The organism is Cupriavidus numazuensis (genome assembly GCF_905397435.1).
Classification (GTDB): Bacteria; Pseudomonadota; Gammaproteobacteria; order Burkholderiales; family Burkholderiaceae; genus Cupriavidus; species Cupriavidus numazuensis.
The window spans coordinates 99,186-124,412 of record NZ_CAJPVI010000025.1 but is presented as its reverse complement, the minus strand read 5'-3'; the positions used below and the strand labels follow the sequence as shown (position 1 = coordinate 124,412).

The following is a 25,227-nucleotide window of genomic DNA, read 5'->3' as shown; positions in this document are numbered from 1 at the left end:
AAAACCCACAACAAAACGCAACGGCGAAAGATACCATAAAAGCACATTTACGTTGTGGTAACTGAAGTCTCCAGACCGTCCTGCACGCAACACCTCAGAACATACCAACAGTCCGCATAATCTGTCTTATGTTAAATGAACGCTAACTCCATTCTTGAGCCGCGCCACATCTGTAGCTTGACAGTACCCCGTTAACAATTCAGCCCTTATCTATTCCAGCGGCGAAATCGTCGTGCTGCCCGCCGCGTCCGACGAATCGGCGTCGATCCAGACCCGCGTCGCGCCGCCCACGCGCGACAGGCGCATCTGGTAGGTGTAGCGCTCCGGGTGATACAAGCCAACCAGATATTGCACACGCCGGCCTTGCCGATCCGTGGCGATGCGCGAAACGCGCAGCAGCGGCACCCCGGGACTCAGGCGCAGGATGCGGGCAACCTGAAGATCCGCCACGGCAGCGCCGAGCGTCTGGTCGGCGGAAACGACATGCACGCCGTGCTGCTCCAGTGCAACCAGCATTGGCGTGTCCTGCAACGTATGCCGGTCGAGCGCGCCTGCCAGGTCATCGGGCACAAAGACTTCGGTATAGGCGATCGGTTGCGCCTTGAACTTGCGCACGCGTACCACCTTGAGCACTGCGGCGCCAGGCGGCAGGTCCAGCGCCGTGCTGACGGCCGGCGGAGCCGGCATGCGCTTCCATTCCAGGACCGTGACGCGGGTTCGCTTGCTGACGCTGACGATGTTGTCGAGCAATCCGCCGTGCACCGCCGTGGCGGCGGTTGCCGCATGCCGAAAGGTCGGCACGGTGCCCTTGCCGCGCAGACGCGCGACCATCCCCTCCTCTTCCAGCCGCGCCAGCGCCGAGCGTACGGTGACGCGCGCCACGCCGAATTCTTCGGCAAGCTGGCGCTCGCCGGGTAGCGGCATCCCGGTCTCGTAGTAGCCGCCGCGGATACGGTCGCGCAGGATCAGCCGGACTTGCTGGAAGCGGGGAAGATCGGGGTTGGCATCCAAAGGCATGGGCAATAGGCCGACAAGCGTACCGGGACATTGCCGTCACGGTACGCCCGTCGCGCTACTTGAACAAGCGAGGCTGCCCTATTCGTAGCGCTTGCCCAGCGCCAGCATTTCGGGTGTTCCGATCAGTTCGTTGAGCGCCTGGAAAGAAAGCATCCGGTCCAGGTACGGCGTGGTGGTCTGATGCGCTCCCAGGCTCTGGAGGTAGTCGCGCAGCGCAAAGGCCAGCGCCCGTACGGTACCGCCGGGAAAAATCACGACGCGAAAGCCGATCTCTTCCAGTTCCGGCGCGGGCAGTACCGGCGTCTTGCCGCCTTCGACCATATTGGCCAGCAGCGGCGCGCGTGCCCCGAGCCTGGCGATGGCCGCCGACATGTCTTCGCGGTTGCGCAGCGCTTCCACGAACAGCAGGTCTGCGCCGGCCTCGGCGTAGCGCTCGGCGCGTTCCAGCGCCGCTTCCATGCCCTCCACCGCCACCGCGTCGGTGCGGGCGATGATCAGCGTGTTCGCATCGCGGCGCGCGTCGCAGGCAGCGCGGATCTTGCCCGCCATCTCGGCGGCCGGGATCACCGACTTGCCATCGAGGTGCCCGCAGCGCTTCGGCATCGCCTGGTCTTCCAGCTGGATCGCCGATGCGCCGGCACGCTCGAGCACGCGTACGGTCTGCACTACGTTCAGGGCGTTGCCGAACCCCGTATCGGCATCGACGATCAGCGGCAGCGCCACGCGCTCGCGGATATTGCGGGTGACGGAAGCCACGTCGTCGAGCGACAGGAAGCCGATATCCGGCCGGCCAAAGCGCGTGTAGGCAATGCTGGCGCCGGACAGATAGGCGGCCTGGAAGCCCGCCTGTTCGACCAGCAGAGCGGAAAAGGCATCATAGACACCCGGTGCGGTCACGATGCCAGGTTGTTGCAGGCGTTGCTTCAGTGTCATGCTGGAATTCCGGTCACGGAAAGTTGGCCCGCCGCGATCTTTCGGGCGAGGTGCGGCACGAGGCCGCCGTCATGAATCATTTCCACCAGGTGCGGCGGAATCGGGTCGCATTGTAGCGGCGCGAGGCCTTCGACAAAGACCTGCGCACGCGCAAGATCGCAACCGGTGCGCTGGCCCGCCGCGATACGCGGCAGCGACGGGCAAGTGAACAGCGGCAGGCCCAGGTTGAAGCCGTTGCGATAGAACAGCCCGGCGAACGACGGCGCGACCACGGCTGCCACGCCCAGATGCCGCAGGACCTCCACCGCCTGTTCGCGCGACGAGCCCGCGCCGAAATTGCGCCCGCCGAACACGATGTCCCCGGGCTGCACCGCGGCGGCAAATTCGGGATCGACATGCTCCATGCAATGGCGCGCGAGCGCTTCGATGCCGTATTTCATATACGCGCCGGGCGCCAGCAGATCGGTATTGATATCGTCGCCGAACACCCAGGCGCGACCGGTGAAACGCCCTGGGGCTGGCATCAGCGTGTCGTTCATGACAGCATCTCCCGTGGATCGGCGATTCGGCCGGCGATTGCAGACGCGGCCACCGTGTAGGGCGAACCGAGATAAACCAGCGACGATGCGGCGCCCATGCGCCCCTTGAAATTGCGCGCGGTGCTGCTGATCACCACGGTGTCTTCGCCAAAGCGGTGCTCGCCATAGCCAGCGCACGCGCCGCACGCGTTCGGCAGCAGCTCGGCGCCGGCGGCCACCAGCGCGCCCAGCGTGCCTTCGCGCTCGGCCTGCGCCTGGTCCGCGGCGCTGGCCGGCGCCACCAGCAGCCGGGTATTGCGCGCCACGCGCTGTCCGCGCAGCACCTGCGCCGCCATGCGCAGGTCGTCGAGCTTGGCACCGGTGCAGGCACCGATGTATGCGATATCGACCGCCACATTGTTCAGGTTGTCGACGTCGCTGGCATCGGCGGGGGTATGCGGCCGCGACACTTGCGGCGCGAGCGACGCGGCGTCGAAGTCGTGCGTAGCCAGGCATGCGGCGCCAGCATCCGACTGCCAGCGGTCGACGTCGAGGTCCGATGGCGCCACGCCGGCGCCAAGCAGCCAGTCGCGTGTCACCGCGTCGGGCGCCACCAGGCCGACCTGGGCGCCCAGCTCCGCGGTCATGTTCGACAGGGTCATCCGCTCCTGCATCGACAACGCCGACACGGCGGCGCCGGCATATTCAACCGCCTGGTACTGGCCCCCGTCCATGCCGAATTGCGTGCACATGCGCAGCATCATGTCCTTTGCCGACACGCCGGGGCGCAGCCGGCCGTGCCATTGCATGCGGATGGTCTGCGGTACGCGCACCCAGATCTCGCCGGTGACCAGTACGCCCAGCATCTCCGTGGCACCGATGCCGAACATGTACGCGCCGAACGCCCCACCCGTCGACGAGTGGCTGTCGCCACCCACCGCCATCATGCCCGGACGCAGGTAGCCCTTCTGCGGCACCACCACATGGCAGATGCCCTCCATGTCATGGAAGCGCGCCACGCCCTCCTCCCTGACCCAGTCGCGCGCGATCTGCACGATCCTGCGGCTGTCGGCATCATGGGCCGGCACGTAGTGGTCTGTGACCACCACCACCCTGGACGGGTCCCAGACACGGGCGCCGATTTTTTCCAGCAGCGGCTTGACGCGTCGCGGGCCGCCCGAGTCATGCATCATGGCCAGGTCGACACGGCAGGTGACGATCTCACCCGGGGTGACATGCGCGCGGCCGGATGCGCGGGCCAGCAGCTTCTGGGCGAGCGTCTGGGGAATGGCCGGTGGGACGGCCTGTGCGGACACCTGCGCCATCATTCCACCCGTGTGCCCGACGCCTGGATCACCTTGGCCCAGTGCTGGATATCGCCGCGGACAAACTGCGCGAACGCCTGCGGCGTCATGCTGACCGCGCTGGCGGCCTCGGCTTCCATTCGCTGTTTGTACGCGGGATCTTCGACGGCGATCTTCACAGCTCGATACAACTGGTCAGTGGTTGCCTGCGGCAGCCTGGCCGGCCCGAACAGCCCGAACCATGCCGACGACTCGAAGCCCTTCACGGTGCTGCCGATGGTCGGCACACCCTGGAGCTGCGGCAGCGGCTGCCTGCTGCTGACGCCGAGTATCTTGAGCGCGCCGGATTTCGCATGCGGCAGCACATTGACGGTACTGGCGAACATCAGGTCCACGGTGCCGGCCAGCAGGTCGGTCAGCGCGGGATTGGTGCCCTTGTAGGGAATGTTCAGGATGTCGGTGCCGGTCTGCAGCTTGAACTGCTCGCTGGCCAGGTGCAGCGACGACCCTTGCGCGCCGATGGCAAAGCTCAGCTTGCCAGGGTTGCGCCTGGCATAGTCGATCAGGCCGGCCGTATTGTCGAACGGTGCGTTCTTGCGCGCCACCAGCACGCTTGGCACCCGCGCGACCATCGAGATCGGCGTGAAGTCCCTGACCGCATCGAACGGCAGGTTCTTGTAGAGCGATGCGTTGATCGTATGGCCGGTAAAGCTCATCAGCAGCGTGGTGCCGTCCGGCGTGCTGCGCGCAACATACTGCGCGGCGATATTGCCGCCTGCGCCGGGCTTGTTGTCCACCACCACGCTGCGTTGCAGCGTCTCACCCATCGAACGGGCGATCAGGCGCGCCAGCGCGTCGGTGGTGCCGCCGGCCGGGCTGCCGACCACGATCGTGATTGGCTTGTCGGTTGCGGCGTGCACTGCCGGGGCCATCGAGGCCAGGACGGTCAGCGCGGCACTGGCCAGGAACTGTCTTTTGCTGAAAGGCATGTCGGTCTCCACCGCTGTTCTAGCTACTTCGGTGAAGTGGACTCTATGCCCGGGGCCAGCTGCGTTCAATGGAACCACGTGGTCCTATCCAGGGAACCACTGATGCGCCAGCATTGCCTCGACAGAGGATAGTCAGGGCCAGCCCCCGGGTGCGGAAGGCTGCCCTCGTCCAGGGTCGTCGCTTTCCTGAACTTATCTGGCAAGAAGATCACAACGCCAGCGCCAATCCATCACTGCGCGGATCGTGCGCACCCGTCATGCTTCCGCCCGCCGCGATGCGAATGGCGCCCGGATGGCCGGCAAGCTGGCTCCGGGCCGGGATCGGGCTCAGCTCGTGGCCCCGCGCCGCAAGGCTGCTGAACACTTCCTTCCCCGCGTCCTGTTCCAGCTTGAGCGTATCGCGGCTGTCCGAGAACGTCCTGCCGAGCAGGAAGCGCGGGCGCCCAAGCGCCGTGTACGGGTCCATGCCGTAGTCGATCAGCCGCGTCAGTACCGCGGCCAGCGTCTGTGGCTGTCCGTCGGCGCCCTGCGTGCCGTACAGCAGATGCGGGCTCCCGTTCTTCAGGTACATGCCCGGATTCAGCGTATGGAAGGGGCGCTTGCCGCCCCGCAGCACGTTGGGGCTGGCGGGGTCGAGGCTGAACGAAGCGCCCCGGTTGTGCCACAGAATCCCCGTATCGCCGACGACTACCCCGCTACCCCAGTCGAAATAGACGGTCTGCAGCATGCTGACGCAATTGCCGGCGCTGTCCGCCGCACCAATGTAGACGGTGTCGCCCGGCCGGAATACATGGGGCCATGGCATCGCCGCGTCCATGCGGATACGCGCGGCATGGGCGTCGAGGTGGGCACGTGACAGCAGGCGGTCAACCGGCACGTCGGCAAAGTCCGGATCGGCGACGTAGCGATTGCGGTCCAGGAAGGCCAGCTTCACCGCCTCCACGAGCAGGTGGTAGTAGTCGGCGCTGCCCTCCGGCACCGATGCCAGGTCGAAGCGGTCGAGGATGCCCATGATCTCCAGCGTCGTCACGCCTTGCGTGGGCGGGCGCAGGCCCAGCAGCTCGCCGCCGCGATAAGGCACACGCAGCGGCGCCTCATCACGCGCGCAGCAGCGCGCCAGATCGGCGGCCGTCAGCGGCGAGCCGGCCTGCTTCAGTCCGGCAGCAATGCGCCCGGCGAGATCGCCTTCATAAAACTCCCGCCCGCCATGCGTCGCGATCTTGTCGAGCGTGCGCGCAAGCTCGGGCTGGCGGAACAGGTCTCCCGGCTTCGGCGGCCGGTCTTGCGGCATGAAGGCACGGGCGAAGCCGGGCCAGTCCGCCACGTCGCGCGCGCGGAAGTCCTGCCAGAAGCACTGCGACGGGGTGACGGCGAAGCCGTTGGCGGCGTGCTCGATCGCCCGGGAGAACAATGACGACCAGGCTTGCGTGCCGCCCCATGCCTTGCGGCTGTGCGCATACGCCTGCTCCCATGTCGCGACGGTAGCCGCGGCGGTTACGGTGGCACCGGGCCCCCGCAGCGGTATCGCGCCGCTATAAGACGGCAGATTCGCGGCCGCCTGGCCAATACCGGAAAGCGTGCGCACATCGCCGTGGCGGTCGCTGATGACCAGGAACGCATCTCCGCCGAGCCCGGTGAAATGCGGATAGGTCACGCTCAATACGGCGCCGATGGCAATGGCTGCCTCGATCGCGTTGCCGCCGGATTGCAGCACCTCCAGTCCGGCACGGCTGGCCAGCTCGTGCGGGCTGGTGACCATGCCCCGCGTGGAGCGCGCTAGTTTGCCCTGCCCCGCTGGCATGTCCGGCTTTATGTCCTGCTTCACGCCTGCCTGCACCGCTGCCGGCAATACCGCCGTGCCCGTGAGCGCCGCCGAGCCTGCCAGGAATTCGCGGCGCGTGGTGCCCGCGCCGCCCGTCAACGTTTCACCAAGGATTCCCATGAATCTTCCCCGTGCAAGGATAGTGATAGTTCGTGAGGAATCGCCGCCCGCCTCCTTGCCGTGCGGCGACCTCAATGTGTGAAGGGTCCGTGCTGGTGCAAGGGCTCACGCTTCCTGCTGCCACCCCTGCCACGGCTTCTTCGCGCCTTCCGGTGCCGAGTAGCGCTCCTTGAGCCAGGCGTATGCCGGTCCGAGAGCGTTCATGGCAATCACCGCACCGAGCGCTGCGACCGGGTCATGCGGCACGGGACCGAATCCGCCGAACAACGTCGCGAAGTACGAGGCGAAGCCGAAGAACATGCCGGGAATGAAGCTCAGCGCCGGGAATACGCGGGCGAGGAACATCATGCTGCCATTCAGGCAGAACAGGATCACCATCTGCGCGACGATGAACGACGCGCCGGTGAACTGTGTCGACGCCTGCCTGAAGCAAAGCACGATCAGAAACGCGAACAGCGACCCGACAGGCAGCGTCGGCCAGATCTTCCTCAGGTTCTCGGGCGTTGGCCCGCCCATGGCGAAGGTGGCCGCCCAGCTGATAAAGATTGCCCAGGGCGGCAGATGGTATGGCGGCAAGGCAATGAGGACGGTGGTGATGGCAAGCAGCGACGCAACGACTTCGGCAGGCAGCTTCTTCATGGTGGTCTCCTCGGGGTGGCAATGCATCAGTGCGGGCAGCACGCATGGCGCGGGCTGCGGCCATGGATCTTGCAGCGATGCTCGGTAACGACGGTGACCCTGCCGCGCTTGACGACCCACAGCCGCGGCGGGATGTCGAGCAATGCGTCGGCCACGCGGAAGGTATCGAGAATGACCAGGTCAGCCTGCCGCCCCACCGCGATGCCGTACCGCTTCTCGAGCCCGATCGCGCGGGCAGCGTTGTACGTCCCCATCTCCAGCACCGCGAGCTGGTGCTCGGGCACACCGAACTGCGCCACGTGCGCAAGCATGTTGCCGACCTGCAGCATGTCGGCCTTGCCGAACGGCGTGAAGGCGTTGCGGACATTGTTCGACGAATAGGCCACGTTGACGCCGGCGGTGTGCAGCGCCTTGACCGGCGTCAGACCGCGCCGCGGGTTCTGGCGGTCCTTGCGTCCGCCGAGGTAAAGATCGGTGGCCGGCAGCGTGACGATGCTGATGCCTGCTTCGCGCAGCGACTCGGCCACCGGCGCCAGTTCGTCGGGGTCAAGCGCGCCGAGGCTCGTTACGTGCCCGAGCGCGACCTTGCCCTGGTAGCCGGTCTCGATGGTCTTCTTCGCAATGTATGAGACAGCCGCGAAGCGCTGGTCGCTGGTGTCGTCGGCGAAATCGGCATGCATGTCCACCGGCGCGTCGAAGCGCTGGGCCAGTTCAAACACCATGTCGATATGCCGCGTGGTGTCCGCCCAGGTCAGCTCGTTGTACGGGCAGCCGCCCACCACGTCGGCGCCGAGCTGCATCGCCTCGGTCATCAGCGCGTAGGTGCCCCCCGACTTCAGGATGCCCTCTTGCGGAAAGGCCACGATCTGCAGGTCGAGCAGGTCGTCGTACTCCTGCTTCAGCTCCAGCAGCGTCTCCACGCCGATCAGGCCCTGGATCAGGTCGACGTCCGGATGCGCGCGTACTGCCACCGTACCGTGCTTCACCGCCATGTCGAGCACCTGGCGCGAACGGTCCAGCACGTCGTTGCGCTCCTGCTTGCCCTTCAGGATGCCGGTGACGCGGATCGCCTCGTCGAGCGTGCCGAAGCGCGCGGGCAGGCGCCGGTGCAACAGCGCCTTGTCGAGATGCAGGTGGGCCTCGATCAGTCCCGGAATCACCGCGCGGCCGCCGGCGTCGATCACCTCGTCCGCCTGCACCTCGATGCCAGGCTCGATGGCAACGATCTTTCCGTCCGTGATGGCGATATCGGTCAGCGGGTCGTCGTCGCGGACGCACGCGTTCCGTATCAGCAGATCTGTCTGCATGACTGGGTCTCCTTGGTCTGGATTTATGTATGACGTACAGGCCCGCCAGCTCCGCGGGCGGCGCGGCGCCCGTGCGGCGGCCTGGCACGGACCCCGGTGCCGGAATGCGGCGTGGGACAGGGTCATTGCCGGACGCGGATGACGGGTGCTGCGTTGATCCAAGCGTAGGTGGCAAAGCCCGCCGGTTGCATCGGGATCGGCTGGTTTTCGTCTAAGGATTTCCTTAGACGCGGCGACGGCTCACAGGTCGCCGCTGGCGGCCTCGCCGATTAACCCGTGGCGGATCGCGTAGTGCACAAGGCCCGCCGTGGACGCAATGTCCATCTTGTGCAGGATGTTGGCCTTGTGTGTGCTGACCGTCTTGTTGCTCAGCGACAGCGCATTCGCGATCTCGTTGATGCCGCTGCCCTCCACCAGCATCTGGAAGATCTGGAATTCGCGCGCCGTCAGGCTCGCGTGCGGTGACGCGGCTTCCGGCTGCTGTGCCTGCCGGACAAGCTTTTCGGCAATCTGTGCCGACACGACCGTACCGCCCTGCGCAACCTTGCGGATCGCGCCGACAAGTTGCTCGGCTTCGGCATTCTTGGTGAGGTAGCCGGCAGCGCCGGCGCGGATGGCCTGTACCGCATATTGCGACTCCCGGTACATGCTCAGCACCAGGATCGGCAAGGCCGGGAGACTCGCGCGGACTTGCTGGATCAGCGCGATGCCGCTCTTCCCTGGCATCGACATGTCCAGCAGCAGCACGTCTATCGCCGTCGTGCGCAGCCGGGCAAGAACGTCCGTGCCGTCCACGGCTTCGGCCACGACCTGCATCTCGGGCACGGCGGAGAAGATCTGCTTCAGCCCATCACGAATGATCGCGTGGTCGTCGGCAATCAGGATCCGGATCATGGCGTCAGTCTTCCTTGTCGTCGCCCGCAACGGGGATCTCGGCCTCGACGCGGGTGCCGCTGCCTGCCTCGCTGAAGACCGTCAGGCGCCCGCCGAGCATCAGCGCGCGCTCGCGCATCCCGAGCAGGCCGAGGCTGCGGCGGCGGGAGCCCTCGCGGGCGTCGATGCCGCAGCCGTTATCGGTGATTGCCAGGGTCAGCAAACCCGCGCTTTCAGCGAGCGTCACTTGCACCTCGGTGGCATGGCCGTGGCGGCACGCATTCGTCAGCGCCTCCTGGACGATGCGGAACACGCCGGTACTGACCTCCGCGCCGAAGTCCCGGCTGCGCGCCGGCAGTTGCAGCTTGCACTGCAGGCCACTGCGTTCGGCAAACGATTCGGCGAGCCACTCGATAGCGGCGGCCAGGCCGAGCTCGTCGAGCATGGGCGGGCGCAGGTCCGCGGCAATTCGCTGCACGGCGTCCACCGTGGAATCGGCGATGTCTTTCAGTCTGCGCACATGCTCGCGCCAGGTGGTTTCGCTGGCTGTCGGCGGATGCATCTCGAGGAAATTGAGGCCGAGGCGCAGCGCCGTCAGGGACTGGCCCAGTTCATCGTGCAGTTCGCGCGAGATGCGCGTGCGTTCCGCCTCGCGCACCGACTGCAGGTAGGCCGACAGCTCGCGCAGCTGCGCGCGCGATGCCAGCAGTTCCTCCTGCACCCGCCGACGGTCGCTGATGTCGCGCGAGATACCGACGGTGCCGACGACAGTGCCGTCCGCGCCGCGAATCGGCGTCTTGATGGTGTCGAACCAGCGCAGCGTGCCGTCCGCGCCGCGCCTGCTTTCCTCGTAGTGGCTCTGCACGCCGCTCGAAACGACGGCCTCATCAGTGCGAAGGTACACCTTTCCCCACTCCGTCGACCATACCTGGTCCGGTGTGCGTCCCAGTATCTCGTGTTCCGGCCGGCCGCACGCCGCCATGAACGCATCGTTGACCAGGATGTACCGCGAGTGCCGATCCTTCAGCCAGGCCTGGTCCGGAATGTTGTTCAGTATGGTCCGCTGCAGTCCCTCGTCGATGTTCACCGCCCCTCCGCTGGTATGGCTTCATTCATGCAGGACGTGTCCGCATTCATGCCGATTCCTCATGGATCGGCGCGCCGCGAAGCCCTTGCCAGACTATACGGTCGCAAGCGGGGAATTGCGCTTGTAGTTTTCCTTGATTGGCACCCACCCTCGTCGAGCGAGCCGGCATGCTTGACCCTACGTCTGCCCGACTAAGGCAACTTGCATAGCGGGCGACGAGCGTCCCCACCTCGAAACTCGAACAGCGCTCGGCCGTCCAATGCGATGGGGGCTCTCGCCCCTTGCATCAACGGCCGCACCAGTCGATGCGGCCAGCACTGAAACCATGGAGGCCGACATGAAGAGTTCCATGCACCACTCGACCGCGCCGAAAAAGTCCTCCGCTCCCGGCACACCGATGACGCAATCGGCGGCGTCACGCATCCAGTCCGCGACTGCCAGGGCGAGCGGCGGCGGCGTGCCCAAAGGAGGCTTCGCAGCCAGGGCTCAAAGAGCAGCCACCAAGCGAGGCCGTTAGTCCACAGCATCGCCTTTCTTGTTGGTCTTATTTCGAGCTAGTGGAACCGGCGGTCAGATCTCTCGAACTCGGGCGCTCGCCGATATCGCATGACGGAGCTCGGGTTCGGGTTGACCCGCTCGCCAGCTGTCCTATACTTCAAACGCTGACTGAGACACGCTGTAGCAAGGCGAAGGTAAGTCAGAAAAACGATCATGCTTCATAGATGGAACGTGATCGTGCAGGCTGAATACCTGCACATCCGAACCGGATCAGCTGACCCGGTTCGGATGCATCCCTCGACGGCTGAGCCCCAAGCACCTGTATGAGGTGCTTTTTTGTTGGTTCATCACCGAATGCAGGGGTGATGGCTCTTGGCTGGCGCCGCTGTTTCACCGGCGTAGTCATGTCGGTTCGCGCCGGCACATACCGCGCTCGATTCATTGAGCAACCTTGTCCGTCGCACTATGCTGGACGATATCTGGAATCCGGTTCGCGACGGGCCTGTCGGTCGTCTCGCCAAGGAGTCAGAGTGATGCCCGCAGAACCGGGAGTGCCGTCCGTGACACCTGGCCTGACGACGGATGGTGAATCGGCGGCAGTGGACGACGGTGCGAGCCTCTCGCTGGTCAGTGGCGACGCGGCCTATCGCCTGCAGCGGCGCATCGGGCTGATTCCGGCGAAGGGCCTCGGTATTGGCCGCCGCCTTGTCATCCTGCCGCTGGTAGCGTGGCTGCCGATGGCGATCTGGGCCGCGCTGAACCATCGTGCGCTGGCCGGTGCCGTCCAGGAACCGCTGCTCAGCCACTACGGCATTCATGTGCGGTGTCTGGTTGCGATTCCCCTGTTGCTGGTCGCGGAAGCCCTGGCGCAGGGCGTGATGCCAAAGCTGATTCCGTACTTCGTCACATCCGGCCTGGTGCCGGCGGATTGCCGGGATCGCTTCAGGCAGATTCTCAGCAACATCCTCGTGCTGCGGGACCGGTGGCTGCCCTGGATCGTGATCCTTGGCGTCGCCTTTGCCCTAAGCACCATCGATTCTTTCCGGCAAGACATCCATGAAGTCGCGTGGGCCGCCAGTGACGCGCCTGCAGGGCTAAGGCTGGGATTCGGCGGTTGGTGGTACCTGCTGGTGGTGCGGCCCCTCTATGTCTGCCTGATCCTGACCTGGGTCTGGCGCCTGGTCCTGCTGGCCATCCTGTTCTGGCGGGTGAGCGGCTTGCCGCTGTCGCTGGTGCCCACACACCCGGACCGCGCCGGGGGACTCGCCTTCGTCGAGCGCTTTGCCGTGGTGTTCAGCCCGGTGCTGCTGGCGCACTCCGCCGTGCTGTCGGCGTCATGGGCCCACAGCGTGATCTACCACGGCGTCGAGATCACGGCACTGCGCGCCGAGATGGTGGCGGCGGCCATCCTGCTGGTCGTCGTCTTCGCGCTGCCCTACCTGTCCTTTGTCCGGGCGCTGGGTCATGCCAAGCGGGAGGCAGAACTCGAGTACGGCGTGTTGGCGGGGCGGCACGGACGGCTGGTGCGCGAGAAATGGATTCTTGGCAAGCAGGTCGGAGAGCCCCCGGTTCTTGACGCGCCGGAACTGGGCCCCGTCGCCGATATGGTTGGTTTGTACGGAGCGGTCGCCGGCATGCGCGGCCTGCCGCTGGGCAAGCGCGGCCTCGCCATGATCGTGCTGCCGGTAGTGGTGCCAATGCTGCTGGTGGCCGCCATCCAGGTGCCCGTCAAAGACCTGCTGATGAAGGTGCTCGGCACGCTGGTCTGATGCCCTCTGCGCAGGGCGATGTCACCGGACAACGTATGTCTCAAAGATTGCTTAGCGAAGGTCGCGACCTGGACAGCGCCCTCCCCGATGGCGCCGCCCGAACCGCCGGCATGGCGAGAATCCCCGGCGGCACATTCCTCATGGGTTCGGACTGCCACTATCCCGAGGAGGCGCCGGCGCACAAGGTCTGTGTCCGCGCATACTGGATGGACCGGCATACCGTGACGAATGCCGAGTTCCAACGCTTCGTGGAAGCCACGGGCTACGTGACGCTGGCCGAGCGTCCGGCCAACCCTGAGGACTATCCGGGCGCGTTGCCGGACATGCTGGCGCCATCGTCCGTGATGTTCGCCAAGGCGCCCCATCGTGTCGGCCTGCGCGACCACTACAACTGGTGGGTCTATACCGCCGGCGCCGACTGGCGTCATCCGCGCGGGCCGGCCAGCTCGCTCAAAGGTCTTTGGGACCATCCCGTGGTGCATGTGGCCTATGAAGACGCCATGGCGTATGCGGCATGGGCCGGCAAGGAACTGCCGACCGAGGCCGAGTGGGAATTCGCCGCACGCGGCGGCCTCGACGGCGCGGAGTTCGTGTGGGGAAATGAGTTTGCACCGGGTGGCAAGCACATGGCCAATACCTGGCAAGGCGAGTTTCCCTGGCAGAACCTGCAGGAGGACGGCTACGAGTGGACCGCGCCGGTAGGCGCGTTCGCCGCGAACGGGTACGGGTTGTACAACATGGCCGGTAACGTGTGGGAGTGGACTACCGACTGGTACCAGGACCACGGCCAGATCGTGAAGGCCTGCTGCACGCTGGACAACCCGCGTGGCGGCAACCGGGAAGCCAGCGTCGATCCCCGCACACCGCAGATTGCAATCCCGCGCAAGGTAATGAAAGGCGGGTCCTACCTCTGTGCGCCGAACTACTGCAGGCGTTACCGACCCGCGGCGCGAATGCCGCAGCCAGTCGATACGTCCACCTGCCATCTGGGCTTCCGTTGCGTAATTCGCGACGACCCAACTGGATAAACAAGGATGCGATGAAGACCTCGGGAGGCCTGGCAACCGCTTGCCCCGGGGAAATCCACTACCGGTGACGGTAGCTTCGCTACAAGGAGTGTAGCTATGACAGCCAAGAAGAAACCGAATTTCCTGATTCTCTGGGGCGACGACATTGGCCAGTCCAATCTCAGCATCTTCACCAAGGGCCTGATGGGGTATCGCACCCCAAATATCGACCGCATTGCCGAGGAAGGCATGCTGTTCACTGACTACTACGGGGAGCAGAGCTGTACCGCCGGCCGCGCGTCGTTCATCACGGGACAGTGCGGGTTGCGCACGGGCCTGACCAAGGTGGGCCTGCCCGGCGCCGAACTGGGCATGCGGGCGGAGGACCCCAATATCCCGGAACTGCTCAAGGAGCTTGGATATAGCACCGGCCAGTTTGGCAAGAACCATTTCGGCGATCGCGACGAGCATCTGCCGACCATGCATGGTTTCGACGAGTTCTTCGGCAACCTGTATCACCTCAATGCGGAAGAGGAGCCGGAACTGCCCGACTACCCGGATGCCAAGGAATTTCCCGACTTCAGGAAGAAGTACGGCCCGCGCGGCGTGCTGCACTGCTGGTCCGATGGCAAGGGCGGCCAGAAAATCGACAATACCGGCCCGCTCACCAAGGAGCGCATGAAGACCATTGACGCCGAGTTCCTCAAGTCGGCCAAGGCATTCATCCAGAAGGCCCACAAGGACGACAAGCCCTTCTTCGTGTGGTTCAACACGTCGCACATGCACTTCCGCACGCACATCGAGGACCGCATCCGCGGCCAGGCGGGGCGCTGGCAGTCGGAATACCACGATTGCATGGTCGAGCACGACAAGCAGATCGGCGAGATGCTGGCGCTGCTCGATGAACTGGGCATCACGGACAACACGATGGTCATGTACAGCACCGACAACGGGCCGCACATGAACTCGTGGCCGGATGCGGGGATGACGCCGTTCCGCAGCGAGAAGAACTCGAACTGGGAGGGCGCATTCCGCGTGCCCTGCATGGTGCGCTGGCCGGGCGTGGTCAAGCCGGGCACGGTGTGCAACGAGATCGTCAGCCATCTCGACTGGCTGCCCACGATTGTCGAGGCGGCGGGCGATGCCGGAATCAAGGAGAAGCTGACGAAGGGGCACAAGGCCAACGGCAAGACCTTCAAGGTGCATCTCGACGGCTTCAGCCTGGTGCCGTACTTCACCGGCAAGGCCAAGAAGCCAGACCGCAAGGGCTTCTTCTATTTCACCGATGACGGCGACCTGGCCTGCCTGCGCTATGACAACTGGAAAGTGGTCTTCATGGAGCAGCGCACGCTCGGCACCATGCGGATCTGGGCGGAGCCGCTCGTCACCTTGCGCGTGCCCAAGATCTTCAACCTGCGTACCGACCCCTATGAGCGGGCGGATGTCACCTCCAACACCTACTACGACTGGCTGCTCAACCACGTCTTTATCCTCGTGCCCGCACAGGCTGGCGTTGCCGAATTCCTGCAAACCTTCAAGGAATTCCCGCCAAGGCAGAAGGCGGCCAGCTTCGGCGTGGACCAGGTAGTGGAGAAGATGCTGGAAGCGGCCGGCGGCGGCAGCCGCTAGCCGCACTTCGCGTGCCGGTTCGGCCGGGCCCGGGCGACGTGCAAAGCAACGCCGTCCGGGTGCACCACTGTCAGGAGATGCCATGGATCCCAAGGCACTCATTCTCGGCGCGTTCCACGTCGCGATCGCCGGGACGGTTTTCTGTTATGGCCTCCAGGCCACCCGGGAAGGCCTGGCCTACCTGCTCCACCGGCCCGGCCTGCTGGGGCGTTCCCTCCTGGCCATGCTGGTGATCGTTCCGATCGTCGTGGTGGTCTGCGTCAAGAGCCTGAACCTGCCGCATGCCGCCGCGGTCGTGCTGACCGCGCTGTCGATTTCACCCATTCCCCCCATGCTGCCGAAGAAGCAGTTGAAAGGGGGCGGCATGGCGCCCTACGGACTGGGACTGCTGCTCGTTCTCGGGCTCGGCTCCATCGTGACGGTGCCGCTGTGGGTCGCGTTGCTCGAGAACGTGTTCGGGCTGCCGCTGTCAATGCGGCCTGACGCCATCGTGAAGATCGTGCTGACCATGGTCGTGGCACCGCTGCTGGTCGGCATGCTCTGTGCAAAGCTGATGCCGCGCCTGGCCCAGGCGCTTCTGGAACCCGTGCGCAAGCTGGCCGGGCTTCTGCTGATTGCCGGCGCCCTGGTGCTGCTGGCCGGCACCTGGCGGGCGATCTGGTCCGCCACCGGCCACTGGGCTGTCGTGTCGATCGTTGCCTTCGTCCTGCTGGGCCTGCTGGTCGGGCATCTCCTGGGCGGGCCTGAGCAGGAGCATGCCTCCGTGCTGGCACTGTCGGCGGCCTCGCGGCATCCGGCGATTGCCCTGACCATTGCTTCGGCCAGTTTCCCTGATGAGCAGTTTGCCCCGACCCTGGCCCTCTACCTGATCGTCTGCACGGTGGTGGTGATTCCCTACGTGAAATGGCAGCGCCAGCGGAGCGCGCACGTGCCCGACCACATTCAGGCGAACTGAGTGCAAGGCGAAAGCCGGAACGTCCAGGAGGTGCCCACCATGGCTATTCCTACCGACCGCGAAGCTGCCATCCCAAAGCAGGAGATACCGCGAGATCCGCAACCCAACGAAAGCACGCTGCTGGCGCGGCAACGAACCACACTTGCGCTCGAACGCAGCTTTCTGGCCGTCGAGCGCACGCTGATGGCGTGGCTGCGCACGTCGCTGTCGATGATCAGTTTCGGCTTTACGCTGGCGAAGTTCTTCCAGTATCTGGAGGGCCAGCACGGCGGCACGCAAGTCGTCGGCCGGTTCGGCGCAACGTGGTCGCCGAGGGCGGTGGGAACGGCCATGGTGCTGATCGGTACCGGGGCCCTGATCGCCGCGGTCATCCAGCACCGGCGTCGCGTGGTTGCGCTGCAACGCGAGGGCCTGCTGCCACAGTGGAACCTCGCGTATTGGGTCGCCCTCATCCTGGCGGCACTGGGTGCCTTCGCGCTGGTCTCGCTGGTTCTCGGCACATGATCGCAGCGGCATGGGCCATCTGACGGCATCGCTCGTCGCCGCCCTGCTGGTCGCGGCCGTATTTCCGGTGGGGGGATGGTTCTCATCCTCGACCGCCGTCGAGAAATTCTGGTCGCGCCGCAGGTGGATCTCCGCGGCCGCCGGCATCTCCGTGGCCTATATTTTTGTCGACGTGCTGCCCGAACTGGAGCTGCAACGCCGGGCACTCGTGGAAGCCTCGGAGATCGTCTTCTTTGCCGAGCAACGTGTCTATGTGCTGGCCCTGCTGTCTTTCGTGGTCTTCTACGGGATCGAGCACATCGTTCTCGTCAGCCGGGAGCATCGTCAGCAGACTGCGGCCATGGGTCAGACCAGCCCCATCTACCTGCTTCAACTGTCGGGATACGCCGCGTACAGCGCGTTGATCGGCTACCTGCTCGTCGAGCGTGCGGAGCGCGGCGGGATTTCGCTCACGTTATACGCGTTTGCCATGGCCGTGCATTTCCTGATCGTCGACCATTCGCTCGGCGAAGAGCATGAACAGGCCTACGGTCGCCGCGGCCGCCGGGTGCTGGCAGCGAGCGTCATCCTCGGATGGGTCATCGGCGCCTCGATGCCGCTCTCGGAGGCCGTGGTTGCGCGGCTCTTCGCGTTGCTGGCCGGAGGCGTCGTCATCACCAGCCTGCAAGCGGAGCTGCCCGATGAGCGCGAAGGCCGGTTTTGGCCGTTTTCCGCGGGCGCACTGTGTTTCGCGTCGCTCCTGCTGCTGGCTTGAGAGCCCCCCGGCTGCCGAAGAACATGGTCTTCGGCGTGCCGGTGCAGGAACCGCTGCGCGCCAGCCGCCTCTCAATGATCCAGGTCTTCCTCGACAAACCTTAGTACCGCCTCGGCCAGTGCTTCGCGCGGATAGGCATTCTGCGTGACGAACAGCGTCCCGATCGTCCCGTGCGTCCGCGCAATGGGCAAGGCCAGCGCCCAGTGGTCAGCATTGACGTAGCCGAGCAGCGTGCTCCCGGGCACGATCTGGTCAAAGAAGATTACCTGGCTGTCGTTGCGCGCATCGACCTTCGAGAGCTTCGTATAGCTGGGCCAGAGAATTGACGAGATGCGCTCCGGGTTGGGGAACGTCGCCAGCGAGTAGTACCGCAGGGAATCTGGCAGCGTGTGGCTGGCGAGCCAGGCCCGGCGCACGCCCGGGCGCAGGCTCTCTACGCCGCCGCCGTCGCCAGGGGTGCAGTTCGCGTCCGGAAAATGGCGCAGCAGGTCTGCCTGGTACTGCTCCGCGTCATTGGCCAGCGGCGAGCCGCCGACGGCGCCCGCCACGCTGACGACGGCCGCGACGCGATCGCGGATCTCGGGATACGTGGCCACCGCGTCGAGGATGTCGGGGGCACCCTTCGAGTAGCCGATCAGGACCAGCTTGGGGCCGCCGCCGGCCGCGGGCATGGCAACGATGGCATCGCGGATCTGGCGGGCATTGGTGGCCGTGCCCGAGAGCGCATCGACCCGGATCAGCGTCAGCGCATAGCCGAACTGGCGCAGGTGCGCGGCGACCGTGCCAGGCGCCTTCAGCCACGGCTCGATACATGCATAGCCGATGCCGGGAACCATCACCGCGACCAGCTGGCGCCGCGACTGGCCCAGGTCGACGGGCCGGCCGGTGCCGGCGGGCTCGCCGCCGACGCGGGTCAGTGCATCGTCGCAGGGCCGGTGGTCGGGGACGCTGGAGGCGCGCGCCGTCAGCACCGCGCAGTAGATCTCGCGGAAGCGGGCCCTGCCATCGCGCACGCCGGCCTGGGTGGCGGGCACGAGGACCAGCGGGGGCGTATCGGCCGAGTAAGGCACCAATGGGGAAGCACAGCCGGCCATGCCGATGCTGGCGGTCGCGGCGAGGGGCAAGGCCCAGCGGGCCAGCCGCACACGTGCAGGCACGCGGGGCTCACTTGCGCTCATGGTTGGCTTCCTCTTGTGGTTGGCGCTTCTGCAGGTCCAGGAACGGTACCCAATCCAGGATGTCCACTTCCGACAGGCTCAGCGGGCGCTCCGCGAAGAACATCACCGCGCGCAGCCCGTCGGTGCGGTACGGGGCGCCTTCGAGCGCCCCGCCCGCCGGTGATGGCGAGGCGATGCCGCTCCCGCTCCCGCGGACAAAGCCGAGCTTGTCCAGCCCGCCGGAATACATCATGTCCTGGATCAGCAGGTTCCTGGCCTCGTCGACTTCGGGGTGCAAGCGTGCCCCGGGCTCGGCAAACCGTCCGCCAGCCGGACGCCCGACCTGCACCAGGTAGACCGGCCGCCCCTGGAAGCGCACCGGTGCCAGCCACGCTCGCAGGAAGGTCGACGGCGCGCTGCCTTGCCCCTGCTTGCGCGTCACCACATCCGGGTGGCGCGCAAAGACCTGCAGGGCCTTGTCGGCATCGCGCATGTCGCGCCGGTAGTTGCGCCGGACCAGCGCCGCGCCGATATCGGCAAGCTCGCCAATGATGACCACATTCAGGGGTTCGCCCGGGGCGTTCGGACCAGCGCTGGTAGCGCAGCACGGCATGCGCTCCAGCGCCGCACGCAGCGCGGCCAGGTCCTCGTAGTCCCGGACCTCGGATTCGGGATATGCGAACGGCTGGACGGGCTGGCCGACCTGTCCGACCTGTCCGGCGTCGCCCGGCACCGGCAGGAACAACGTGAAGGGCACCAGCATCTTGCGCCCCAGCAGGTCGATGTTGAGCAGCTTGGTCAGATGCTCGGGATTGGTGAAGAGGATCCCCGAATGCGTCGCGCCCGGCGGGACCGGGTTGCGGAATCGCAGGCTGTTGAAGTGGTTGTCGATCTCGGCATTGGTCTTGCCGCCCAGCAGCACGTGCGCCGACCATGCCACCTCGTGCGCCGAAAAATAGTCAGGATCGGTGCCGGAACGCAGTAGCCAGAGCGGCTGCGACGTCTGGTTCCGAACCTCGATCCACACCGGTTGCACATTGGTGGCGTTGACATCGGCGCCGAACATCCGCGTGCTGTCCGTCGGCGACAGCACCGCGGCGGCAACGGCGACACCGTCCTTGTCCATCCTGATGGCGCGCTGGCGCAACGGCGCATCGTCGGTCATGGCGGGCGCCTGCCATCCCGCGCAAGCGCAGAGCACGAGCGCAAGCCATGCCGCGCATGCGGCGCGCCATGGCTGCGCGATGGGCATCATGGGCGCGTCCCCGCACCCTGCTTCATGGACAACTCCGAGGTTTCCCAGGCAAAGGACTCGATCTCGGCGAGCGATGTGGGCGAGCGATCGAACACCAGCACCTGCCGGTAGCCGTCGGTGTAGTAGGGATCCGTAGTGAGGTTCCCCCGCGGCGCAGCCTGTGTCGCCGCCCCGACGCCCCCCACGCGCCCCAGCTTCACCAGGCCCTGGGAGTACGCCATGTCTTCCGCGAGGGCGGCACGCGCCTCGTCCACGTCAGGATCGATCTTGTGGGTGGTCAGCGTCGGCGAATGGATGGTCAGGCGGGAGCCGATGTCGCGGCTGATCTGGCCCACCCACACGGGTTTGTCGTGATAGCGCATCGGGCTGAGCCACAGCCGCAGGTGGTTGCGCTGGTGGATGTTGTCGCGCGCCTTCTGCAGGGCCAGGTCCTGCCGCCGCCCGAAGGCGTAGAGATCGCTCACGGGAGCATTGGGATACCGGTCGCCGGCCAGCGCCGAGGTCACCATGCGCAGGATGGCGCCCGACCATTTCGCTTCGGTCGGGCGCCAGCCCCGTCGCACCAGCGCGGGAAAGGCGTCGTCCAGCCCGCCGACCACCACCAGGTTGAGCGGATCGCCCTGGCGCGACCCGTCCTCGTTGGTGGCACAGCAGGGCAGCGCTTCCAGTGCGGCACGGAAGGTGTCGTCGTCAGTAAAGTTGGTGATGGCCTCCGGCGGATAGACTTCACGCCAGAACACGTTGCTCATTTTGTAGTCGGCGTGGAAGCCCGGGACGACCATCAGCTGGGAAAAGGACCGGGCCCGCCCGTTGGCGACCAGGTCGATCTGGACCAGCTTGGCGCCCTCGGCAAGGTGCGTGAGAACGAAGCCAGACACCGTCTGGCCAGGATGGATCGGGTTGCGGAACGCGAGTTGACTGAAGCGCGACTCCAGGTCGCGGCGCGCTGCGGGATCCAGCTTTGCGGAATACGCCTCGGCGGCTTCCGAGGCCGGGAAGAAATCCGGATCCAGTCCTGGCGACAGCAGGAAGTAGTCCTGGCTCTCGCCGTTCCGGACTTCAATCCAGACTGGCTGGATGGATCTGTCTGCCAGTGGCACCCCATAGACCGCGGCGCTCTCTTCGGCCGATAACACGGATGCCGAGACCCGCATGGCGCCGTCGGTGCGCTGCGTGGCGCGCGTGAGGTAGTCGGTCGCAGCGTCGGGCGGGACAGGAGTCGAACACGCGGCCAGCGCGCAAGCCAGACCGAAGGCAGCCAGCAAGGGCATGGAGGTGCGTGTCATGGTTTGCCTCGCATCCTGTCGAGCGTGGATGGCGGTGTCCCCGGCTCGCAAACGACGCTTGGAGTATAGGACGCGGCGTCGGACAAGGCACTCCCGGGGGCTCGCGACAAGTCATCTCACGACGCCACAACTCCGATTAGCAGATTCGCCGTCCAAAATGGATGGATTACGGTACATGTCCTCCCCGTTCCGGTTGTCATAGGACTTCATTAGGCTGGCTGCTCCGAACAGTTTGTCGCGTTGCCGCCCACGTCGGTGATGCGGGCCGTGGTGGTGAATGCCTGACGATTGACATTGCCGACATTGACGACTCACAGTTGCAGGACATCGCCACAAGGCTCAGCCAATCCCCATGGCTGTTGACGGCGACAGTTGAGCAACCTCCTGCGCGCACCCGCCCGCACTTGATCGCCCATCGATATGAAGGATGTTCCGGCCCCTGGCCAGGCCAGGGTACGGAAAAGGTACACCGCCTGGTGCCGATGGCGATCGGCCATCGGCACCATACCGGTCAATTGGGTTAATCAGCCCAGGCAGACAGAGACAGGACAGGAGACTTTCGATCATGACAAAGCGAATTGCGCTGGTAACCGGTGGCATGGGCGGCATCGGCGAAGCGATCAGCACCAGGCTGTACGACGCAGGCTATACGGTGGTGGTCACGCATTCGCCAGGCAATGCAGGTGTGGCGGACTGGCTGACTCGCATGGCGGAAAGCGGGCGCCGTTTTGCCGCCTACAGTGTGGACGTGGCCGACTATGCGTCGTGCCAGGCGTGCGCGGCGCGAATCCAGGAGGAAATCGGGCCTGTCGATATCCTGATCAATAATGCCGGCATCACGCGCGACAGCAGTTTCAAGAAGCTCGAAAAGGTCAACTGGGATGCGGTGGTTCGCACCAATCTCGACTCCCTGTTCAATATGACCAAGCAGGTCTGCGATGGCATGGTCGAGCGCGGCTGGGGCCGCATTGTCAATGTCTCGTCCGTCATCGGGTCCAAGGGCGGTTTCGGCCAGACCAATTACGCGGCGGCCAAGGCAGGCGTGCATGGGTTCACCAAGGCACTTGCGCTGGAGGTCGCCAAGCGAGGCGTCACCGTGAATACCGTGTCGCCCGGCTATATCGCTACCAAGATGGTCATGGCCGTGCCGCAGGAGATTCTGGATACCAAGGTGCTTCCGCAGATTCCCGTGGGGCGGCTGGGCCAGCCAGACGAGATTGCCGCACTGGTCCAATACCTGTGCTCCGCCGAGGCGGGTTTCGTCACCGGCGCCAATATCGCCATCAATGGCGGACAGCACATGCAATGAACGCGCATAATGAGCGGCAGGACAATAGCCGGGCAGCGTACTCGCGGGCGCGAACGCGCCCGGCTGCCGCTTGACGAATGGCAGGACCGCATGGATATGTCGCGCAAATCGATTTCAGCCCTGCCGAGCGGCCACTATTGGGCCGTTCCGCATGCCCCCGTCCTGCTGGATGGACCCGATGGCCATGAGGAGGTGTTTCCTGGTGCCCATTGCATCAGCGACGGCAAGTGGGTCAGCTTCTACAAGGACGACGAAGAGGTCTGGTCGTGCAATGCCCTGTACGCTGCCGCCCATTTCGACTTTGTCCCCCTCCTGAACACCACGCGCACGACGACGGACGCCTGACGCGCGACCTGCCTTTGGTGCCCACGCGCCCCACCCCGATTCTTCCGCCTGCCTGAAGACTGTTTTCCTCGGGCCCTATTTCCTTTCCGCTCCCGGAAATATAGCGTTCTGTCTATTCGGTCCGAATGACAGCGCTTGTCAGCAAAACCATGAAATCATCACAGCCATTCATCTATGAGGCCCACGCGGCGCGCGTCGTGTTTGGCGCGGGCTCTTCAAGCCAGGTTGCCGCCGAGGTCGAACGGCTCGGCGCCAAGCGGGCCCTGGTGCTCTGCACGCCGAACCAGCAGGCGGAGGCCGAGCGCATTGCCGGCCTGCTTGGCCCGTTGTCCGCCGGCGTGTATGCGGGCGCCGTCATGCACGTGCCGATCGAGAGTGCGCGGGATGCAACAGCGCGGGCGCGCGAGGCCGGCGCGGATTGCGCAGTGGCAGTCGGCGGCGGCTCGACCACGGGACTTGGCAAGGCCATCGCCCTGGAAACGGGAATGCCGATCGTGGCGATCCCGACCACTTACGCGGGCTCCGAAGTGACGCCGGTCTATGGCCTCACCGAAGCCGGCACGAAGCGCACCGGCCGCGATCCGCGCGTGCTGCCGCGCACGGTGATCTACGATCCCGCGCTGACTGTCGGCCTGCCGCGCGGCCTGTCCGTCACGAGCGGATTGAATGCAATTGCTCATGCCGCCGAGGGTCTGTACGCGCGCGATGCCAACCCCGTGATGTCGCTGATGGCCGAGGAAGGCATTCGTGCTCTCGCGGCAGGCATTCCTGCGGTATTCAGCGATCCGGCTGACCTCGACGCGCGTTCCCAGTGCCTGTACGGAGCGTGGCTGTGCGGCACGGTGCTTGGCGGCGTCGGCATGGCGCTTCACCACAAGCTGTGCCACACGCTGGGCGGCAGCTTCAACCTGCCCCACGCCGAAACGCACACCATCGTGCTGCCGCATGCCCTGGCCTATAACGCCGCCGCCGTGCCAGAGGCAATGGCCCGCATCCGCAGGGCGACCGGCGCCGGCGAGCAATCCGCTGCAGCGACGCTGTTCGACCTGGCCCAGCGCCATGGCGCCCCGGTCACCCTGCGGGACATCGGCATGCGCGAGGAGGATCTCGACCGCGCGGCGGACATCGCGCTGGCCAGCCCCTACTGGAACCCGCGCCCGATCGAGCGCGAGCCGATCCGTGCCCTGCTCCAGGCTGCCTACGAAGGCGTGCGGCCGGACTGACGCCGCGTGGCACACAGAATTTCGAGACAGGAGCAGACATGAAGATCGGATTTATTGGCACCGGCAAGATGGGCCTGCCGATGGCGCGCCATATCGCCGCTGCCGGCCATGAGGTCGCCGCCTATGACATCGCACCGGAACAGGCATCGGCCGCGCGCCAGACCGGCCTGGCGGTAGCGCCGTCCCTTGCGGACGCTGTGGGCGCGGCCGAGGTCATTTTCAGTTCGATGCCGAATGACAGCGCGTTCAGTGCGGTAGCGGGCCAGATTGCCAAGGCGGCCCGGCCCGGCGCGCTCTATATCGACACCAGCACGGTTTCTCCCGCGGCCTCTGCCGCAGTGGCGCCGCTGCTAGCGGAGCGTGGTATCGGCTATCTGCGTGTCACGGTATCCGGCAACAACCACATGGCCGAGGCCGCGAAACTCACGGCACTGGTATCCGGGCCCGCTGACGCGTACGAGCGCGTAAAGCCGTTGCTGGCCGCATTGGGTCCGGCCCAGTTCTATCTGGGCGATGCCGAACAGGCCCGGCTGATGAAACTCGTCGTCAACCTGCTGATCGCCCTGACAGGCGGCATGCTGGCCGAGGCGCTTACGCTGGGCAGCAAGGGCGGGCTCGGCTGGCAGGCGATGTGGGAAGTGATCACGGCCAGTGCGGTCGCCTCACCGATCGTCAAGGCCAAGGCCGAACAGCTTGCCGTGCATGACTACACGCCGACGTTCACGGTCGAGCAGATGCTCAAGGACGTTGGCCTGATCCTCGATGCCGGCTCGGACCTGCACGTGCCGATGGGGCTGACTGCCCTCCTAGGCCAGATGCTGCATGGCGCCGCCGCGCAAGGCATGGCCGGCGACGACTATGCCGCTGTCATCAAGTCCGCTGCGCTGGCTGCGGGCATGCAGCCGGGCCAACGTCAACAGTAGCCTC

The 25,227-nt window shown here is 65.7% G+C and carries 24 protein-coding genes; 11 read left to right on the top strand and 13 right to left on the bottom strand.

Going from position 1 to position 25,227, the window contains the following annotated elements; all coding sequences use genetic code 11:
• Positions 1-210: 210 nt before the first annotated feature.
• The 10 genes from KHO41_RS20400 to KHO41_RS20355 all read right to left on the bottom strand — a co-directional run bounded on the left by KHO41_RS20400 (position 211) and on the right by KHO41_RS20355 (position 10,609).
• The gene (locus KHO41_RS20400; protein WP_211955104.1) at positions 211-1,017 is read right to left on the bottom strand and encodes a GntR family transcriptional regulator; all 807 of its coding nucleotides are present in this window, start codon (positions 1,015-1,017) and stop codon (positions 211-213) included.
• A gap of 78 nt (positions 1,018-1,095) precedes the next feature.
• The gene (locus KHO41_RS20395) at positions 1,096-1,950 is read right to left on the bottom strand and encodes an isocitrate lyase/PEP mutase family protein (protein WP_211955103.1); all 855 of its coding nucleotides are present in this window, start codon (positions 1,948-1,950) and stop codon (positions 1,096-1,098) included.
• Positions 1,947-2,489: a LeuD/DmdB family oxidoreductase small subunit gene (locus KHO41_RS20390; protein WP_211955102.1), complete on the bottom strand. Its 543-nt coding sequence runs from the start codon at positions 2,487-2,489 to the stop codon at positions 1,947-1,949. The genes KHO41_RS20395 and KHO41_RS20390 overlap by 4 nt, the downstream gene beginning before the upstream one ends.
• On the bottom strand, positions 2,486-3,793 hold the full coding sequence (locus KHO41_RS20385) for a 3-isopropylmalate dehydratase large subunit (RefSeq protein WP_211955111.1): 1,308 nt from the start codon (positions 3,791-3,793) through the stop codon (positions 2,486-2,488). The genes KHO41_RS20390 and KHO41_RS20385 overlap by 4 nt, the downstream gene beginning before the upstream one ends.
• Positions 3,793-4,761 (bottom strand): Bug family tripartite tricarboxylate transporter substrate binding protein, encoded by a 969-nt coding sequence (locus KHO41_RS20380; RefSeq protein WP_211955101.1) that lies wholly within the window; start codon positions 4,759-4,761, stop codon positions 3,793-3,795. Before KHO41_RS20380 ends, KHO41_RS20385 begins: the two co-directional genes overlap by 1 nt.
• A 208-nt stretch (positions 4,762-4,969) precedes the next feature.
• Complete coding sequence (locus KHO41_RS20375; protein WP_211955100.1) at positions 4,970-6,703, bottom strand: gamma-glutamyltransferase family protein; 1,734 nt, start codon at positions 6,701-6,703, stop codon at positions 4,970-4,972.
• Between the two features lie 105 nt (positions 6,704-6,808).
• On the bottom strand, positions 6,809-7,342 hold the full coding sequence (locus KHO41_RS20370; RefSeq protein WP_211955099.1) for a DUF1097 domain-containing protein: 534 nt from the start codon (positions 7,340-7,342) through the stop codon (positions 6,809-6,811).
• 26 nt (positions 7,343-7,368) lie between these two features.
• Positions 7,369-8,649, bottom strand: coding sequence for an amidohydrolase family protein (locus KHO41_RS20365; RefSeq protein WP_211955098.1), 1,281 nt, complete (start codon positions 8,647-8,649; stop codon positions 7,369-7,371).
• Positions 8,650-8,889: 240 nt separating this feature from the next.
• Positions 8,890-9,543, bottom strand: coding sequence for a response regulator (locus tag KHO41_RS20360; RefSeq protein WP_211955097.1), 654 nt, complete (start codon positions 9,541-9,543; stop codon positions 8,890-8,892).
• 4 nt (positions 9,544-9,547) lie between these two features.
• Complete coding sequence (locus KHO41_RS20355) at positions 9,548-10,609, bottom strand: sensor histidine kinase (protein WP_211955096.1); 1,062 nt, start codon at positions 10,607-10,609, stop codon at positions 9,548-9,550.
• Between the two features lie 259 nt (positions 10,610-10,868).
• Between KHO41_RS20355 and KHO41_RS20350 the strand changes: the two genes are divergently transcribed.
• The 7 genes from KHO41_RS20350 to KHO41_RS20320 all read left to right on the top strand — a co-directional run bounded on the left by KHO41_RS20350 (position 10,869) and on the right by KHO41_RS20320 (position 17,725).
• Entirely contained in the window at positions 10,869-11,126 is a 258-nt protein-coding gene (locus KHO41_RS20350) for a hypothetical protein (RefSeq protein ID WP_342344472.1), read from the top strand.
• A 514-nt stretch (positions 11,127-11,640) separates the two neighbouring features.
• Positions 11,641-12,876, top strand: a complete 1,236-nt coding sequence (locus KHO41_RS20345) for a hypothetical protein (protein ID WP_211955095.1) — start codon at positions 11,641-11,643, stop codon at positions 12,874-12,876.
• Between the two features lie 110 nt (positions 12,877-12,986).
• A complete protein-coding gene (locus KHO41_RS20340; protein WP_211955094.1) occupies positions 12,987-13,904 on the top strand; it encodes a formylglycine-generating enzyme family protein in 918 nt (305 codons plus the stop codon).
• 96 nt (positions 13,905-14,000) lie between these two features.
• Positions 14,001-15,512: an arylsulfatase gene (locus KHO41_RS20335; protein ID WP_211955093.1), complete on the top strand. Its 1,512-nt coding sequence runs from the start codon at positions 14,001-14,003 to the stop codon at positions 15,510-15,512.
• An 82-nt stretch (positions 15,513-15,594) separates the two neighbouring features.
• Positions 15,595-16,467, top strand: a complete 873-nt coding sequence (locus KHO41_RS20330; protein ID WP_211955092.1) for a bile acid:sodium symporter family protein — start codon at positions 15,595-15,597, stop codon at positions 16,465-16,467.
• A 39-nt stretch (positions 16,468-16,506) separates the two neighbouring features.
• Complete coding sequence (locus tag KHO41_RS20325) at positions 16,507-16,971, top strand: YidH family protein (protein WP_211955091.1); 465 nt, start codon at positions 16,507-16,509, stop codon at positions 16,969-16,971.
• Between the two features lie 10 nt (positions 16,972-16,981).
• A complete protein-coding gene (locus tag KHO41_RS20320) occupies positions 16,982-17,725 on the top strand; it encodes a hypothetical protein (RefSeq protein WP_211955090.1) in 744 nt (247 codons plus the stop codon).
• Positions 17,726-17,796: 71 nt separating this feature from the next.
• Here the strand turns inward: KHO41_RS20320 and KHO41_RS20315 are convergent, their stop codons facing one another.
• The 3 genes from KHO41_RS20315 to KHO41_RS20305 are packed head-to-tail and all read right to left on the bottom strand — an operon-like array spanning position 17,797 to position 21,423.
• On the bottom strand, positions 17,797-18,903 hold the full coding sequence (locus KHO41_RS20315; RefSeq protein WP_211955089.1) for a lipase family protein: 1,107 nt from the start codon (positions 18,901-18,903) through the stop codon (positions 17,797-17,799).
• Positions 18,890-20,137, bottom strand: coding sequence for a hypothetical protein (locus KHO41_RS20310; RefSeq protein WP_211955088.1), 1,248 nt, complete (start codon positions 20,135-20,137; stop codon positions 18,890-18,892). The genes KHO41_RS20315 and KHO41_RS20310 overlap by 14 nt, the downstream gene beginning before the upstream one ends.
• The gene (locus KHO41_RS20305; protein ID WP_211955087.1) at positions 20,134-21,423 is read right to left on the bottom strand and encodes an LssY C-terminal domain-containing protein; all 1,290 of its coding nucleotides are present in this window, start codon (positions 21,421-21,423) and stop codon (positions 20,134-20,136) included. The genes KHO41_RS20310 and KHO41_RS20305 overlap by 4 nt, the downstream gene beginning before the upstream one ends.
• Before the next feature lie 565 nt (positions 21,424-21,988).
• Between KHO41_RS20305 and phbB the strand changes: the two genes are divergently transcribed.
• The 4 genes from phbB to KHO41_RS20285 all read left to right on the top strand — a co-directional run bounded on the left by phbB (position 21,989) and on the right by KHO41_RS20285 (position 25,223).
• Positions 21,989-22,732, top strand: a complete 744-nt coding sequence (gene phbB / locus KHO41_RS20300; RefSeq protein ID WP_211955086.1) for an acetoacetyl-CoA reductase — start codon at positions 21,989-21,991, stop codon at positions 22,730-22,732.
• Between the two features lie 9 nt (positions 22,733-22,741).
• Positions 22,742-23,077, top strand: coding sequence for a hypothetical protein (locus tag KHO41_RS20295; protein WP_244873921.1), 336 nt, complete (start codon positions 22,742-22,744; stop codon positions 23,075-23,077).
• 149 nt (positions 23,078-23,226) lie between these two features.
• Positions 23,227-24,300 carry a maleylacetate reductase gene (locus KHO41_RS20290; RefSeq protein WP_211955085.1) on the top strand — a complete coding sequence of 358 codons (1,074 nt, stop codon included), beginning with the start codon at positions 23,227-23,229 and terminating at the stop codon, positions 24,298-24,300.
• 38 nt (positions 24,301-24,338) lie between these two features.
• A complete protein-coding gene (locus KHO41_RS20285) occupies positions 24,339-25,223 on the top strand; it encodes an NAD(P)-dependent oxidoreductase (protein WP_211955084.1) in 885 nt (294 codons plus the stop codon).
• The last annotated feature ends 4 nt before the right edge of the window (positions 25,224-25,227 follow it).

What these genes read in the sequence shown, in the direction of transcription:
- KHO41_RS20335 (WP_211955093.1), top strand. Translation starts at nt 14,001, where the DNA reads ATGACAGCCAAGAAGAAACCGAATTTCCTGATTCTCTGGGGCGACGAC.
- KHO41_RS20295 (WP_244873921.1), top strand. Translation starts at nt 22,742, where the DNA reads ATGAGCGGCAGGACAATAGCCGGGCAGCGTACTCGCGGGCGCGAACGC.
- KHO41_RS20290 (WP_211955085.1), top strand. Translation starts at nt 23,227, where the DNA reads ATGAAATCATCACAGCCATTCATCTATGAGGCCCACGCGGCGCGCGTC.
- KHO41_RS20360 (WP_211955097.1), bottom strand. Translation starts at nt 9,543, where the DNA reads ATGATCCGGATCCTGATTGCCGACGACCACGCGATCATTCGTGATGGG.
- KHO41_RS20320 (WP_211955090.1), top strand. Translation starts at nt 16,982, where the DNA reads ATGGGCCATCTGACGGCATCGCTCGTCGCCGCCCTGCTGGTCGCGGCC.
- KHO41_RS20370 (WP_211955099.1), bottom strand. Translation starts at nt 7,342, where the DNA reads ATGAAGAAGCTGCCTGCCGAAGTCGTTGCGTCGCTGCTTGCCATCACC.
- KHO41_RS20305 (WP_211955087.1), bottom strand. Translation starts at nt 21,423, where the DNA reads ATGACACGCACCTCCATGCCCTTGCTGGCTGCCTTCGGTCTGGCTTGC.
- KHO41_RS20400 (WP_211955104.1), bottom strand. Translation starts at nt 1,017, where the DNA reads ATGCCTTTGGATGCCAACCCCGATCTTCCCCGCTTCCAGCAAGTCCGG.
- KHO41_RS20375 (WP_211955100.1), bottom strand. Translation starts at nt 6,703, where the DNA reads ATGGGAATCCTTGGTGAAACGTTGACGGGCGGCGCGGGCACCACGCGC.
- KHO41_RS20395 (WP_211955103.1), bottom strand. Translation starts at nt 1,950, where the DNA reads ATGACACTGAAGCAACGCCTGCAACAACCTGGCATCGTGACCGCACCG.
- KHO41_RS20330 (WP_211955092.1), top strand. Translation starts at nt 15,595, where the DNA reads ATGGATCCCAAGGCACTCATTCTCGGCGCGTTCCACGTCGCGATCGCC.
- phbB (WP_211955086.1), top strand. Translation starts at nt 21,989, where the DNA reads ATGACAAAGCGAATTGCGCTGGTAACCGGTGGCATGGGCGGCATCGGC.
- KHO41_RS20350 (WP_342344472.1), top strand. Translation starts at nt 10,869, where the DNA reads ATGCGATGGGGGCTCTCGCCCCTTGCATCAACGGCCGCACCAGTCGAT.
- KHO41_RS20385 (WP_211955111.1), bottom strand. Translation starts at nt 3,793, where the DNA reads ATGGCGCAGGTGTCCGCACAGGCCGTCCCACCGGCCATTCCCCAGACG.
- KHO41_RS20310 (WP_211955088.1), bottom strand. Translation starts at nt 20,137, where the DNA reads ATGATGCCCATCGCGCAGCCATGGCGCGCCGCATGCGCGGCATGGCTT.
- KHO41_RS20345 (WP_211955095.1), top strand. Translation starts at nt 11,641, where the DNA reads ATGCCCGCAGAACCGGGAGTGCCGTCCGTGACACCTGGCCTGACGACG.
- KHO41_RS20365 (WP_211955098.1), bottom strand. Translation starts at nt 8,649, where the DNA reads ATGCAGACAGATCTGCTGATACGGAACGCGTGCGTCCGCGACGACGAC.
- KHO41_RS20285 (WP_211955084.1), top strand. Translation starts at nt 24,339, where the DNA reads ATGAAGATCGGATTTATTGGCACCGGCAAGATGGGCCTGCCGATGGCG.
- KHO41_RS20340 (WP_211955094.1), top strand. Translation starts at nt 12,987, where the DNA reads ATGGCGAGAATCCCCGGCGGCACATTCCTCATGGGTTCGGACTGCCAC.
- KHO41_RS20315 (WP_211955089.1), bottom strand. Translation starts at nt 18,903, where the DNA reads ATGAGCGCAAGTGAGCCCCGCGTGCCTGCACGTGTGCGGCTGGCCCGC.
- KHO41_RS20390 (WP_211955102.1), bottom strand. Translation starts at nt 2,489, where the DNA reads ATGAACGACACGCTGATGCCAGCCCCAGGGCGTTTCACCGGTCGCGCC.
- KHO41_RS20325 (WP_211955091.1), top strand. Translation starts at nt 16,507, where the DNA reads ATGGCTATTCCTACCGACCGCGAAGCTGCCATCCCAAAGCAGGAGATA.
- KHO41_RS20380 (WP_211955101.1), bottom strand. Translation starts at nt 4,761, where the DNA reads ATGCCTTTCAGCAAAAGACAGTTCCTGGCCAGTGCCGCGCTGACCGTC.